Genomic DNA, 12913 nt, shown 5'->3' on the forward strand with positions numbered 1-12913 from the left:
TGGGGCGAATAGAGGTGTATACTGGATAGAAGCGAACAGGAATAGGGAGGAAAACACGGGTGTCGTTGGCCGGCGAGGAAAGAAAACGGGAGATTATGACCTTGCTCAACGAAAAAGGAAAGGTCATTGCGGGCGAGCTCGCCCAGAGATTCGAGGTTTCCACGGAGACGATTCGAAGGGATCTTGACGATCTGGAAAAAGAAAACAGGCTCAAGAAGGTATACGGAGGCGCGTTAAGGATTAGTCCGAAGGTGGAGCCGCCGCTGCTGGAGAGGGAGTCTACCAACGTCGAGGCGAAGCTCAAGGTTGGCGCGTTGGCGGCGAAGCTAGTCGAGGATAACGATGTGATCGTGCTGGATGAGGGCAGCACTGTACTGCAGATGATTCCTTTCCTGGAGCATAAGCGGAATCTGACGATTCTGACCAACTCGATTCCGGCGCTGATGCGCCTGCTGGAATATCAGAAACGCGGAACGTTCGACGTTAAGATCATTCTGATCGGCGGAGTCGTGAATACGCAGCATTTGCGGGCTACCGGACCGATTGCCGAGAAAATCATCGAAGATTTCTATGTCAATAAAGCGTTTATTTCCGTCGACGGCGTATCGTTAAAACACGGCATTACGAGCTACGATTACGAGAAGGCGGTATTTACCCGCAAGCTGATCGCCGGCTCGGAGATGGCGATCGTCGTGGCGGATTATTCGAAAATCGCTAAACGCACAGTGGCCCGAATCGCCGATCTGCGAGAGCTTCATACGATCGTATCGGACGAAGCGCCACCCGAGGAATGGAAATCGCAGCTTGGAAAGCTGGAGCTAAGCTGGATTCATCGGGAGAGCGATTTGTGATTATTCTTCATGAATGCGGTGTTCGCTTGGCTGTTTGGCGAAGCTGCGAGGACTGGTTCCATGCTTTCTGCGGAATAACGCCGCGAAATGATTGTAGTTGTTGAATCCTACATCGAGTGAGGCTTCGGTAGCCGATCTGCCCATGTGACGCATGAGCAGGGCGGCTTGTCGGAGCCTCATGTCGTTTAAGTAATCAAGAATGGAAATGCCCATCTCCTGCTTGAACAGATGGGATAGCCGAGATGCGGACAGATTGACGGCGCTAGCCAGACGATCGACGCGCATTTCTTCCTGCATGCTCTTCGTCAGAAGCTGAAGCACGCGTTCTACTCGCGGATCGATCCGCTTTTCCAGACGTTGAGCTACGAGCAGCAGCACTTCCTGAATCGCATTCTCGCATAACGCGTGCCAATAAGCGGAACGCTCCCGGGAATCGCGAAGCAGACTGTGAAATGCACGGCTGGCTCTCTGGCGCGAATCTCCTTCCGGCAGCTCGACCACAAGCACGTCTTCGTCGGGGAGGTAGCCGATTTCCGATAGTTGACTGAAGTGCGCCCAGATGAATTCCCAATGCTGTCCCGGCACAGTTCCGTACTCGTGCGGAACGCCGCGGCGCATAATGGCAATCTGGTTCGCCTGACAGCGTCGTTCCCCTGACGGCGTGCGGAAATAGCCTTCCCCGCTAATGGTCAGCGCGATTAGACAATCCGGCCTCCCTGCGGGGCGTTGGATCGCGTACCGGTCATTTTCGCGAAAATGACCGGTAATAATCGTCCCGCCCGGAGCATCGTCATTTTCCGAGAATCGGTCAAAGCGTATCATGTGTCTCCTCCTTCATCAGAATCACAGCAGGATTCCAACACTTTTCAGCAGCAATCTTACTTCATCCAACATACGAAACTCGGTAAGCTAAAGTCAAGAACAAGGATATTGCTATGCAGGTTGACAGATAAAGCGAAGGCCCGATGAAATGGAGAACCTGCATACGAACAGAGGAGCGATGAAGATGAACCAGAAGCTGCAGGCTTTGACAGAGGAACAGATAGCTTTTTTTGAGAGGGAAGGCTATTTAATCGTAAAAGGGTTATTTTCCGAAGAGGATTTGCGAACGATTGACGATACGTTTGAGGAAATTAGCCGCTACCCCGTGCCCGGACATTTCGAGCCGGTGCTGGATGGGGGAGACGGAGATCCGCTAAAGAGATATCCGCGGGTAATGCACCCTCACCGCTTCAATGAGACGGCCAAACAGTACATGCTGCACAAGCCGGTCATGGAGGTGCTGGCCGATCTGTACGGCGAGGAGGCGCTTGCTGCGCAGAGCATGTTCTATTACAAGCCGCCGGGGTCGCGCGGTCAGGCGCTTCATCAAGACAATTTCTATCTTAAGGTGGAGCCGGGCAACTGCATCGCCGCTTGGACGGCGATCGACGCGGCGGATGAAGAAAACGGAGGACTGCTGGTCGTTCCGAAAACGAGTGAGCTTGAGATTTCGTGCCCGGAGCTGGCCGACTCGAACGAATCGTTTACGACCCATTACGTGAAGCCGCCTAAAGACCAGAAGGCGATTCCGGCAGTGATGGACCGAGGCGACGTGCTGTTCTTTAACGGCAATCTGATCCACGGCTCCTATCGGAACAAGACGAAGGATCGGTTCCGTCGGGCATTTATTTGCCACTATGCGAATGCTTCCGCGACGCACATCGGCACGCATTACCGGCCTCTCTTCCGTGCCGACGGGGCGGAAGTCGACCTCGAGCCAAATCCGGACGGCGGCCCTTGCGGCATCGAATTCGAGATGGCTTATCCGCATTGAATTCCCACATCATTCTGAAAACTGTGAAGATGAAAGCTGGCGGAAAGTCCGTCGGCTTTTTCTATACAAATGTATCTTTTATTCAATAAATGTATATCCTATTGATATACATTGTTGAAGGGATGCGATATAATTGAGTCATCAATTGGGTAGAGGTGTGATTACTATGGCAACGGTAACGTTGAGCAAATGGGGAAATAGCAGCGCTGTCCGGATTCCGAATCAATTTATAAAGCATCTGAATTTGACAGAGGGAGCTGAGCTTGAAGCGATTCTGACTTCCGATAATCAGATTCTGCTCAGGCCATTGAAACGGCAAGAATTGAATGAAGATCTCCGTGTACATCTTCAGTCGCTGCTTTCGCAAATCAAACCGGATTCGCCGAGACATAGAGAAATTGACTTTGGTATCGAAGGGGACGAACTCATTTGACCATTCCAGCGCGCGGCGACCTTGTCTGGATGGACTTCGATCCGCAAGCTGGCCGCGAACAAGCCGGCCGACGCCCTGCAATCGTATTGTCCGAATTGGCATTTAATCAGCTAACAGGATTTGCTGTAGTGTGTCCGATCGCGACACAAGCGAAGGGTTATGCCTTCGAAGTTCCGATTCCGGGCGGGTTGACATTTTCGGGCGTAGTCCTTACTGATCAATTCAAGAGCTTGGACGTACGCAGACGCAACGTGGAGGTTGTTGGCAATGTGTCTGTCGAATCCGATTTTCTCAGAGTTGTCTTATTAAATGTTCGTTCTGTTTTAGCCTGACTGCGAGGTGCCGGGAGTCTGATCTTTAGCTTTGTTCTGGCATCCTTGCAAAGGTGTCCCATAGAAGGAGCCCGCATGGGCGGATTCCTCTATGGGACACCTTTTCTTTACAGCACCTGAGATAAAATGTCTTCCTTAAACTGTTGGATGGCCTCGTCCGTATCGACCGTAAAGCCGCACTCCAAGCCGACGAAGCCGGAGAAGCCGGTATTTTTGATGGCGCGCAAAATGTTGACGTAGTTCATTTCGCCCGTGCCCGGCTGTTTGCGTCCCGGGTTATCGGCGATATGGTAGTGGTTGATGCGGTCGATGTAGCCGGTTGCGTTACGGATGACGTTGCCTTCCGTAATCTGCTGGTGGTAGACGTCGAACACGAGCTTGACGTTCGGGCTGCCAACTTGATCGATGACGTCGACCGATTCGTCGGAGCGCTGCAGGAAGTGCCCGGCGTGATCGACGAGTCCGTTAAGCGGCTCGACCTCCAGCACCATGCCGGCTTCCTCAAGCAATGGCGCGCAGCGCTTCAGCGTCTCCACCATCGCCTGCCGCTGCTGATCCCGCGGTACGCCGTCAAGCACATTTCCCGTCTGGGAGATGATCGAACGGACGCCGAGAATGCGGCACGCCTCGATCGTCTGGCGAACGCCTTCCAGATAATCGTCGCGCAGCGACTCGTCCACCAAACTGATGAACTTCGTGCAAGTGGCGCTAAGTCCGACGCCAATGCGTTCCTGTTCCGCCGCGAGCTTCTTCAGATCGCCTAGCTCCCACCACGCATAGTATTCCAACCCTTGGAATCCATGCTCTTTTACTTTTTCCAGATGATAGACGGCGTCTTTCCCTGGATATGCTCCGATACATAACGAAAATTTCATGTCTCTTATGCTCCTCTCTATTAAATCTTCACCGCTTGTCCGGACAGGGCCGATTCGTTCGCGGCGATCGTGATTTCGTGCGTTTTCAGCGAATCCTCGTAATCGGACAAAATGCGGGATGTGTCCCCGGTACGCAGGGCGTGCAGGAACGCCTCGTCCTCGACGTAATAAGGATTAGCGACGTTCGGATGCACGTTTGTTCCTTCGGCTGTCAGCTCGTTAAGCGCGTCGCTTCTCAGCTCCAACACTCCGTTGCCGGTGTAAATATCCAGTCCGACATGGTGGCCGATCGGCAGCAGGCAGGTGTTCGAGATCGTCGCGACCATGCCGTTAGCCAGCTTCAGCGTCACCGTGCCCACGTCGGGAACATCGGTGCCTTCGACTTTCTCCCCCATTACTTGCAGCGCGTAGGCGGCGTACACTTCGCTAACTTCGCCGCACACGTAGCGGAGCAAATCAACGATATGCGTCGTCTGCTCGACGAACTGTCCACCGGACCCGGATTGTACTCTCCACCATGGAACCATCGGCATTCCGCCCATCCAGTAACCGAGCGCCATGCCGGGCTTGCTGTCCGCCAGCATTTTTTTGGCAAGCGCTGCAGATTCATTATACCGCCAATGGTAACCGACGGAGGTAATTAGTTTGCTATTTTTCACCTTGTCGCCGATGGAGCGAGGAATCTCGCGGTCGATGCCTAGAGGCTTCTCTACCAAAAAAGGAATGCCGCGCTCGACGAGACGCTCTTCCGCTTCCCCGTGAGCCATCGGAGGGACGCATACATACACGCCGTCCAACTGCGAGCCGTCCAACATATCGTCCAATTTCGAATACGCTTTCGCGCCGGCGTGCTCGTCTGCAGCTTTTTGCGCCCGCTGAATGTCGACGTCGTAGAATGCCGCCAGCTCGACGCCCTCCATCTGCACCAAATTGCGAATGTGATGATTGGCAATGCCTCCGGTTCCGATAAAACCAAGCTTTAACGTCATGCGCTGATCCGCTCCCTTACAAGGTAGGATGTCGTATAATTCAACTTACGGTTTCATTGTAGTCCATGTTATAGTCAAATTAAATATAAGATACTTCCTATATGGTATCGAAAAATGAAACAAGAGGGGGTTGGGAAGGTGTACTATGGAAGGCATTTTGTAACGACGGAGTGGGGGCGGCGATTGCCGCTTCATCTCACTAGCATCGGCTATACCGATCAGTCGCCGATTCATCGGGAGCACGGGTTTCAGAGCTTTCATTGGCTGCATACGGTCGAGGGTAGCGGGGAGTTTACGGTTAACGGTGCGACGGTGCGGCTTCAGCCGAATCAGGGGATTTTTGTGAAGCCCAATGTGCCGCACAGCTATGTCCCGGATCCGGATGTTGTCTGGTCCACGTGGTTCATGACGTTCGACGGAGCGCTGGCCAGTCCGATCGCGGCCGCTATGGACATCCCGATGATGACGCCGATCGGTTGGGACGAGGACAGCCCGCTCGCCGTCGTTCACGATCATTACCGGGAGAGAATCGGCCACAGTTACGACTTCGCAGGCATCAGCGGCTCGCTTGAAGTGTACGCTTTTCTCTCGTGGCTGAAGCAGTATGGCCGATCGAGCGGCCAGCCGTCGTTGTCCAAGGGGCATGAGAGGCTGACTCCGATCTACCTGCTCATCGAGGAGCAGTATGGCGATCCGGATCTTGGTCTCGGCCGCATGGCGGATACGCTGGGCGTCAGCCCGCAATATCTCAATACGTTGTTTCGCAAAAGCTGGGGGATCAGCCCCTATCAATATTTGGTCCAGTTTCGGATTCAGAAATCTAAGGAGCTGTTAATAGCTGATCGAGCTCGCACGGTCAAGGACATCGCCGCCTCGGTCGGCTTCCAGGACGACAGCCATTTCGTGTACACCTTTCATAAGCTGTCGGGGATGACGCCGGTTCAGTTTCGGATGCAGTATGGGGAGTGAGGGGATTGGAGACGTGTCGATCAGGAAATTATGAACAAACTCGATGCTTCCGCAGAGAAGCTAAATACGACACGTTCAGATATCGTTCGCAAAGGGATTGAGAAGGTGTACGACGATCTCCAAAAATAAAGAAGAAGTAGCGAGCATCCCGAGAAGAATACCGCTACTTCTTGCACGCAATCGCTACGTGAGCAGATTCAACCCGACGAGACAATTGTGCCGTCTCATCCGGAGTATCGACCGTTAGGCCGGTAAATTCAAGCTCGGGGCTAACATGATCTTTGAGGTTATGAGCAGACGCGAGGATCTGGTTTCGAATGCAGCTTCAGGCTTGTCATTATGATGAAAATAGAGATAAATCGCTTGAGATGCAGGTACTTCCATATTCTATGAATCTCTTTTTTAGTTTGTTATAATACGGATGTACAATAGGCTTGGGTGGGGAAGTATCGCCTCCAGAGTGGAGGTGATGCTCATGCAATTTTCGCTTACAGAAGTGATTATGCTCGGCATGTTTTTGCTGACGTTGCTCACTTATCTGAAAAAGCGAAAATAACCCGCCCAGGTTAGCGCCAGGGGAACGGGTTATTTTCAAATAAGTCTTCTCTGGGGAGGCTTCCCACCCAAATGTTGTACAGGGGAGTCGGATGGCGTCCGGCTCCTTGATTCTATTCTTATGATAGCATGAGGCAATTATACGTGCAACTGGTGAGAAGCATTACCCTAGGGCGTGTCTTCAAACCCGCTCGGGGGCATCTATCGTCCCCTGCTGCGTCACTTTTGCTTGACGTACCTCCCGTACGCCTTCACAAAAGTCCCTTGCATGGAACGAAAATTCGGCAATATCTGCTATCCTTCCGGCCGGTGCGCCAGGTTGATCGAAGCCTGGAGAGAGGACTCGGGAGGACGAGAGTTTCCTTTCCTCTACGTGGAACTGCCCGACTACTTCGGAGGGACGGAACAGTGTGAAGCCGTTCGGGAAGCTCAGCGACGAACGCTGGAGCGAGTAACGAACACGGGAATATCTCTATTCGCGACCTGGGCGAAGCGGATAACCTTCATCCCTGGAATAAGAGTCCCGTCGGCGAGCGATTGGCCGGCGTCGCGGCACGACATGCGGCTGGAGAATAACTAAAAACCCGGAGTCTACCGCGGCAGATTCCGGGTTTTTAGTTGTCTTACTTCCAGAGCGTAAGGCCATTACCCAGCTTTTGATATTCATGATCGGCGATAGCCCGCATAATGTCGTCGTAGGCCCAGAAGTCGGCAGGAACGTCCGATAGCTCCCGATGCTCGAACTTCTCCTGCGAGGTCAAGCCCAGCATACGGTTAAGAATGACGACGGCTTGAGCGCGAGTCAATTTCGAATCCGGATTAAACGTGCCGTCCGGATTTCCGTGGATCAGCCCCGCTTGCTCCGCGAGAAGAATGGCTCCTTTCGCCCAATGCCCGTCGATATCGCGTAGGGAAGATTCACCATTCCCTTGCGACAGTTGATTGGCTCTGACCAGCACGACGGTGAATTCGGCGCGCGTAATCGGTCGGTCTGGTCCGAAGGTACCGTCTGGATAACCGCCCATCAAGCCTTGCTCGGTCAATTGTGCGATCGCTCCGGCAGCCCAGTTGGTAACAGGAACGTCGCTGTATTCGACGGCTGAAGCTCGAGGCTGGAGCCCTAGCGCCTTCAGCAGCATGGAGGCCAATTCGGCTCGCGTTACGCCCGCGTTCGGCCGGAACGTTCCGTTCGGGTAGCCGGAGACGAACGCTTGTAATACCCCTTTTTCCAATACTTTTGCTTGTAGAGCAAAGTTCAACTTGACGGCGGTTTTGCCGACATGGAGGATTGAGCTGTTGCCGTCGTATGTTTCGTAACCTTCTTTTTCGGCAATGACGTAGTAATCTCCATCGGGAGGAAGCAGCCAGCCGAATTGCCCATCCGTTGCCGTCGACTGAAGATTCGCATTTCGGTTGGCCATCCCTTGGACTCCAGGCAACTCAACACGGGTGTTCGGCTTACGGCCCATGCTGCGGTTTAGTTTCGTATCCGCCCAATAGACGGAGACTTTTACGCCTTGAAGAGGCTTATTGGTCAGAGCGTCTGTCGCCGTGCCGTAGGGAGCTATGTCCGCGAGGGTTACCTTTGCGGCATTCAATTCGTCTACCGTAAGCTGGGCGATCTGACCGGCTAGTTTCGTTCCATCGTCCGCCAATAAGTACAACACGAGGCTGTAGCTGCCGGGTTTCAGGGTATTAAATTGGAACCTCCCTGTTGCGTCTACGGTAACTCCGGACTGTATCGGGGTTTTCCCGTCCGAATCGAAAATATCGATGCTGACCGCGATGTCGTTGCCTATCGATTGAGTGATTCCTTCGGGAAGCGTGCTTTCGTTTTTGCTTGGACCGCCTCCATATGAGCCGCCCGAACCGGAGCTGCCGGGGCGTTTTCTCGTGACGCTCAGCGAGTAAGTATTCGTGGAGCCGTCTTCAGCTTTCACGTCGATCTCGATCACGCGAGCCGTTCCCGGAGTCAGCGCCAAGCCCGAGATCGGCCCGGGCGATTGGGCGGTGCCGTCCACCTTTACGGATTGCAACGTCTGCGTGCTTGGCTCGTCCAGCGTCCAGTCCACGTCGATGGAGGCCGTTGCGTTCGGCACCTCGATGCTATAGCTGGAGTCGGTTTTAACAAAACCGGATACCAGCGTGCCGTCTATGTTCAAAGCGCTCAAGTAGCCGTTCGCGGAAGGCGCGGCTTCATTGACGGTGATCGTGTATGTTTTAGTTGTGCCGTCTTGAGCGGTCACGATGATCGTGATGTCGGTCGATCCGTCCGCGTCCAGCGTAACGGAAGTAGTCTGTCCGTCGGTTCTGCTCATCCCGTTGACCGTCATCGTTGCTTGAGGATCCTGCATCGTCGGCGTGACGTTGACCGAGGTCGTGCCGAATGGAACTTCGACCGTATAATTCGTCGTCGCTGCATTAAACGTCAACGATCCCGGCGAGATCTGGAGGTTGCCAAGCTGCGCGTTGTTCGGCTTCTTTCTCGTGACGATTAGCGTGTAGGTGTTCGTGGAGCCGTCTTCAGCCTTGACAACGATCTCGATCACGCGAGCCGTTCCCGGAGTCAGCGCCAAGCCCGAAATCGGCCCGAGCGATTGGGCGGTGCCGTCCACCTTTACGGATTGCAACGTCTGCGTGCTTGGATCGTCCAGCGTCCAGTCCACGTCGATGGAGGCCGTTGCGTTCGGCACCTCGATGCTATAGCTGGAGTCGGTTTTAACGAAACCGGAAACCAGCACTCCGTCTATGTACAAAGCGCTCAAGTAGCCGTTCGCGGAAGGCGTGGGTGCCGTAAGGAGAAGGCCAGAGCTGCCGACGGCGATCGCTTTCCCGTTGGCGACGGCGATCGAAGTCACCGTCTTCGCACTTCCTCCCTTGATCTCCTTCGAGAAGTCTGAACCGTTTGAAGAAATTAAGATCGTTTCACTCGTTCCCCCGATATAAAATTGACCAGCTCCATAAGCGACGGTGGTAAAGCTAACAGCTCCGGTATCATCTGGCGCTGTCTTTGGTTCCCAATTCACGCCATCCTCCGATACATAGAGATATCCGGCCGCACCGCAGGCGACAAACATGCCGGCTCCATAGTCAATTCCGTACAATTGCTCGGACGGGGCGGGGGTCACCTTATTCCATGTTTCTCCATCTTCTGAAGAATAGATGACACCGCCGCTGTTGTCTGATGACTTGCCGACCGCGATGAATTTGCCTTCCCCATAGGTGACAGCGTTAAACCCGCTTACACCGACGATGATCGAGCGATCGACCCAATCGTGTCCGTAAACTGAGGAAAGTACCGTGCCGCCCGAATCTCCCACGACGACAATCACATTGCCATCGGTGGCAATCCCGACCAACCTGCCTGACTTGCCGGTGTCTCGCGGGAGCCAGTTGCCTACGATTAACGGATCTTGTCCGTCTGCCAAAGTGTAGATCTTCGTATTGTCGCAAGCAGCGAGCCACTGTGTGCCGACGTGCTTCGCTTCTATCACTGTACATGGGAAAACCGACCCCGACTTTTGAAAAGCAGTTCCATAGCTGTCTACTGACTTTCCAAACTCCCCCGATTGCGAAAATAGCAGCCAAGTTCCGTTTCCGTAGGCGACCTCATTGCCGAATGATCCTACTCCAAAGCCGGGATTGAACGAAGTCCAAGCTGCAGCCGCCGCAGGCTGTATCTTTCCTTCGAGCCCTACGGAAGAGAAGATCAGTATAAATGCAAGAACTAGTCTGGTTAAACTTTGAATATGCCGTCTCACTTTCAATCCTCCGGTTTCCAAATAGTCCTTCTGTGCTTCTCCAGAAGGCTTAGATAGATTGTACCATCAAACTCGAAGAGACGGATGATGAAAGAACGCTGCACATCCACACCCTGCAAAAAATCTATGAGATGGGGCAATAAATAGAAGAGGCTTGCCCGCTAAGACGACGCCAGCCAATTATGCTTACAGCTTAAATTTATCCACTTCCCGTTGGAGCTCGGAAGCCATTCGGCTGAGCTGCTCCGCTGAAGACGAAATCTGTTCGATAGAAGCCAACTGCTCTTCGCTGGCTGAAGTTACGGATTGCACGCCGTCCGAAGCTGATTTCGAGATGGATACCATTTCGTCCATCGACGCCGTTACCTGCTGAGTTCCGGCAGACATCTGCTCCGATTCCGCGGAGATTTCCTGAATTTGCTCGGCGACATTTTGCACGGAGTCCACGATCGTACGGAAAGCTTCTCCCGCATCGCTAACGGCGACAATTCCCTTATCTACTTCGAGGACGCCTTGTCCCATTGCCTCGACGACATGCCCAATCGAACCTCGGATCTCTTCAATAAGCTTGTGAATTTGCTCGGCCGACTGGCGAGATTGCTCCGCCAGCTTCTTAACTTCTCCGGCCACTACGGCAAAGCCTCTACCTTGCTCTCCCGCACGCGCGGCTTCTATGCCGGCGTTCAGCGCCAAAATATTCGTCTGTTGGGCGATTCCCGACATGACGGACACGATGGCCTCGATCTCCACCGAACGCTCTCCAAGCTCCCGAACCCGCTCTGCTGAGTCGCCGACAGACCGACTAATGCTGTTCATCTGCTTGACCGCCTCTTCCAGCGTCCGGTTTCCTTCCAATGCATTCTGGCCTGCTTCCGTTGCCGCATCCGATACGACCGATGACGATTCTGCGACCCTTTGAATGCCGACGGCCAGTTCACTCATCGTTTTAGCGCTCTGCACCGCACCCTGAAGCTGATTCTCGCTTCCAGCGGCAACCTGCTCCATAATTCCGACGATCTGGTCGGAAGCCATACGGGTCTGCTCGGCGCCCGAATCGAGCAATTCCGCCGTCGTGGCCACCTTGCGGGAGCTGTCGCTCAAATGCCCGATCGTCGTCCTCAAGGCAATGGTCATCGCCTGAAGATCGTCCGCGAGCTCGCCAATCTCATCCTTATTTCGGATCTGCTCCCGCTCTCCTGTCAAATCCCCTTCGGCAATCCGCTTTACTCTCCGAGCGATTTTGCCGATCGGCTTTGTAATCGAGAAAACAATAAGAATGGCCACGATAATGGTGACAACCGCCGACACCAGCAAACTCGTAAAGAAGACTTTCTCCGCTGTACCTTGACCATCCAAAATACTGTTTAACGGCATGTGAAAATAGAGCTTAAATCCCGTTTCCGCCACGGGGGAGAGCGTTACAAAATAAGTCTCTCCCTCGTAGGAGTATTCAGCCTGGTTGTTTTCCAGCTCCGTTTGGGACAGAATACTTCTCAACTCGTCAGGCAAAGCGGAATTTTCCGGCTTGAGACCGACCGCCTCTTGCTGAGGCGCATATCGGATAAAGCCATAATCGTCGATGACGATCGGATAGCCGTCGCCTTTGGCTATCACCATATCTTTAAAGAAATAATCCATCATCAGATCGAATCGAATCACGTTGGACAGCACCCCGACCGTCCTCTGATCCGAGGCGTCATGAACAGGTACAGCGACGGCGAGAAATGGCTTTCCTGTATCCGGAGAAGTCATAATGTCGGATACGTCCGGCTGGCCGTCGACGGCGTTTTTAAAGTAAGACTTGTCTGCGACCGGTTCCACTTTTTGCTGCAAATTGCTATGTACAAGCAGATTGCCCGATTTATCGAACAGCAGCATGTCGCTGCTCGTACCCGAAAGTGCCTGAAGAACATTCAGGTATTTCACTTGAGCTTGGCGATCTTCCGACCGCAGCACTTCGTTCCGTGAAGCCAACACCAATTCCGCTGCCCGTTGATCTACCCATTCGACCATGTCTTTGGCCTTATTGTCGGTCAGGTTGTTATAGATCGTCAATTGGCTCGTCACTTGATCGACTGCTGCCGTGTTATAGGTCGTTACCGTACTAACCGTTAATGGGACAAGGCCGATAATTAGGAACCAAAAGGTAAGCCGCACCCTTAAGGAATGGAACCATTTTCGATTTCGGAGCAGCTCTCCACGAGTCAGGCTTGCCGATCTGCTAGTTGAATTCATACGAGTATCCTCACTTTCGCCGAGTAGCTTTCGGTTAAAACCAATTGTAGCCTCAGTCCCGCCCTATGTATTCGGACCTAGGAACAGCTTTTTCCCC

11 protein-coding genes are annotated in these 12913 nt (G+C 53.4%); 6 read left to right on the plus strand and 5 right to left on the minus strand.

The genetic code is table 11. From position 1 onward, the window contains the following. The first annotated feature begins 59 nt into the window (after positions 1–59). Positions 60–851, plus strand: a complete 792-nt coding sequence (locus DFP98_RS07655) for a DeoR/GlpR family DNA-binding transcription regulator (protein ID WP_116059979.1) — start codon at positions 60–62, stop codon at positions 849–851. Here the strand turns inward: DFP98_RS07655 and DFP98_RS07660 are convergent, their stop codons facing one another. Beyond that, a complete protein-coding gene (locus DFP98_RS07660) occupies positions 852–1673 on the minus strand; it encodes a helix-turn-helix domain-containing protein (protein ID WP_116059980.1) in 822 nt (273 codons plus the stop codon). 184 nt (positions 1674–1857) lie between these two features. Here DFP98_RS07660 and DFP98_RS07665 point away from each other — a divergent pair, with 184 nt between their 5' ends. The 3 genes from DFP98_RS07665 to DFP98_RS07675 all read left to right on the plus strand — a co-directional run bounded on the left by DFP98_RS07665 (position 1858) and on the right by DFP98_RS07675 (position 3432). After that, positions 1858–2667, plus strand: a complete 810-nt coding sequence (locus DFP98_RS07665; protein WP_116060013.1) for a phytanoyl-CoA dioxygenase family protein — start codon at positions 1858–1860, stop codon at positions 2665–2667. A 166-nt stretch (positions 2668–2833) separates the two neighbouring features. Beyond that, positions 2834–3100, plus strand: a complete 267-nt coding sequence (locus DFP98_RS07670) for an AbrB/MazE/SpoVT family DNA-binding domain-containing protein (RefSeq protein ID WP_246016444.1) — start codon at positions 2834–2836, stop codon at positions 3098–3100. Further along, the gene (locus DFP98_RS07675) at positions 3097–3432 is read left to right on the plus strand and encodes a type II toxin-antitoxin system PemK/MazF family toxin (protein ID WP_116059982.1); all 336 of its coding nucleotides are present in this window, start codon (positions 3097–3099) and stop codon (positions 3430–3432) included. Before DFP98_RS07670 ends, DFP98_RS07675 begins: the two co-directional genes overlap by 4 nt. 107 nt (positions 3433–3539) lie before the next feature. Here DFP98_RS07675 and DFP98_RS07680 read toward each other — a convergent pair whose 3' ends face one another. Both DFP98_RS07680 and DFP98_RS07685 read right to left on the minus strand, forming a co-directional pair. Next, positions 3540–4307: a TIM barrel protein gene (locus DFP98_RS07680; protein ID WP_116059983.1), complete on the minus strand. Its 768-nt coding sequence runs from the start codon at positions 4305–4307 to the stop codon at positions 3540–3542. Between the two features lie 20 nt (positions 4308–4327). Next, positions 4328–5296, minus strand: coding sequence for a Gfo/Idh/MocA family protein (locus DFP98_RS07685; protein WP_116059984.1), 969 nt, complete (start codon positions 5294–5296; stop codon positions 4328–4330). A 138-nt stretch (positions 5297–5434) separates the two neighbouring features. Here DFP98_RS07685 and DFP98_RS07690 point away from each other — a divergent pair, with 138 nt between their 5' ends. Further along, a complete protein-coding gene (locus DFP98_RS07690; protein WP_181917550.1) occupies positions 5435–6265 on the plus strand; it encodes an AraC family transcriptional regulator in 831 nt (276 codons plus the stop codon). An 823-nt stretch (positions 6266–7088) separates the two neighbouring features. Continuing rightward, a complete protein-coding gene (locus DFP98_RS07700) occupies positions 7089–7400 on the plus strand; it encodes a hypothetical protein (protein WP_116059986.1) in 312 nt (103 codons plus the stop codon). Positions 7401–7443: 43 nt separating this feature from the next. Here DFP98_RS07700 and DFP98_RS07705 read toward each other — a convergent pair whose 3' ends face one another. Both DFP98_RS07705 and DFP98_RS07710 read right to left on the minus strand, forming a co-directional pair. Further along, positions 7444–10581, minus strand: coding sequence for a cadherin-like beta sandwich domain-containing protein (locus DFP98_RS07705; protein WP_116059987.1), 3138 nt, complete (start codon positions 10579–10581; stop codon positions 7444–7446). Between the two features lie 186 nt (positions 10582–10767). After that, positions 10768–12816, minus strand: coding sequence for a methyl-accepting chemotaxis protein (locus DFP98_RS07710; protein WP_116059988.1), 2049 nt, complete (start codon positions 12814–12816; stop codon positions 10768–10770). Between the last annotated feature and the right edge of the window lie 97 nt (positions 12817–12913).

Origin of the sequence: Cohnella phaseoli, from assembly GCF_003386235.1 — a bacterium.
Classification (GTDB): domain Bacteria; phylum Bacillota; class Bacilli; order Paenibacillales; family Paenibacillaceae; genus Cohnella; species Cohnella phaseoli.

Bases quoted from the DNA above. Each gene is read 5' to 3' on its own strand.
- DFP98_RS07660 (WP_116059980.1), bottom strand. From the start codon at position 1,673: ATGATACGCTTTGACCGATTCTCGGAAAATGACGATGCTCCGGGCGGG.
- DFP98_RS07665 (WP_116060013.1), top strand. From the start codon at position 1,858: ATGAACCAGAAGCTGCAGGCTTTGACAGAGGAACAGATAGCTTTTTTT.
- DFP98_RS07670 (WP_246016444.1), top strand. From the start codon at position 2,834: ATGGCAACGGTAACGTTGAGCAAATGGGGAAATAGCAGCGCTGTCCGG.
- DFP98_RS07680 (WP_116059983.1), bottom strand. From the start codon at position 4,307: ATGAAATTTTCGTTATGTATCGGAGCATATCCAGGGAAAGACGCCGTC.
- DFP98_RS07685 (WP_116059984.1), bottom strand. From the start codon at position 5,296: ATGACGTTAAAGCTTGGTTTTATCGGAACCGGAGGCATTGCCAATCAT.
- DFP98_RS07700 (WP_116059986.1), top strand. From the start codon at position 7,089: ATGGAACGAAAATTCGGCAATATCTGCTATCCTTCCGGCCGGTGCGCC.
- DFP98_RS07710 (WP_116059988.1), bottom strand. From the start codon at position 12,816: ATGAATTCAACTAGCAGATCGGCAAGCCTGACTCGTGGAGAGCTGCTC.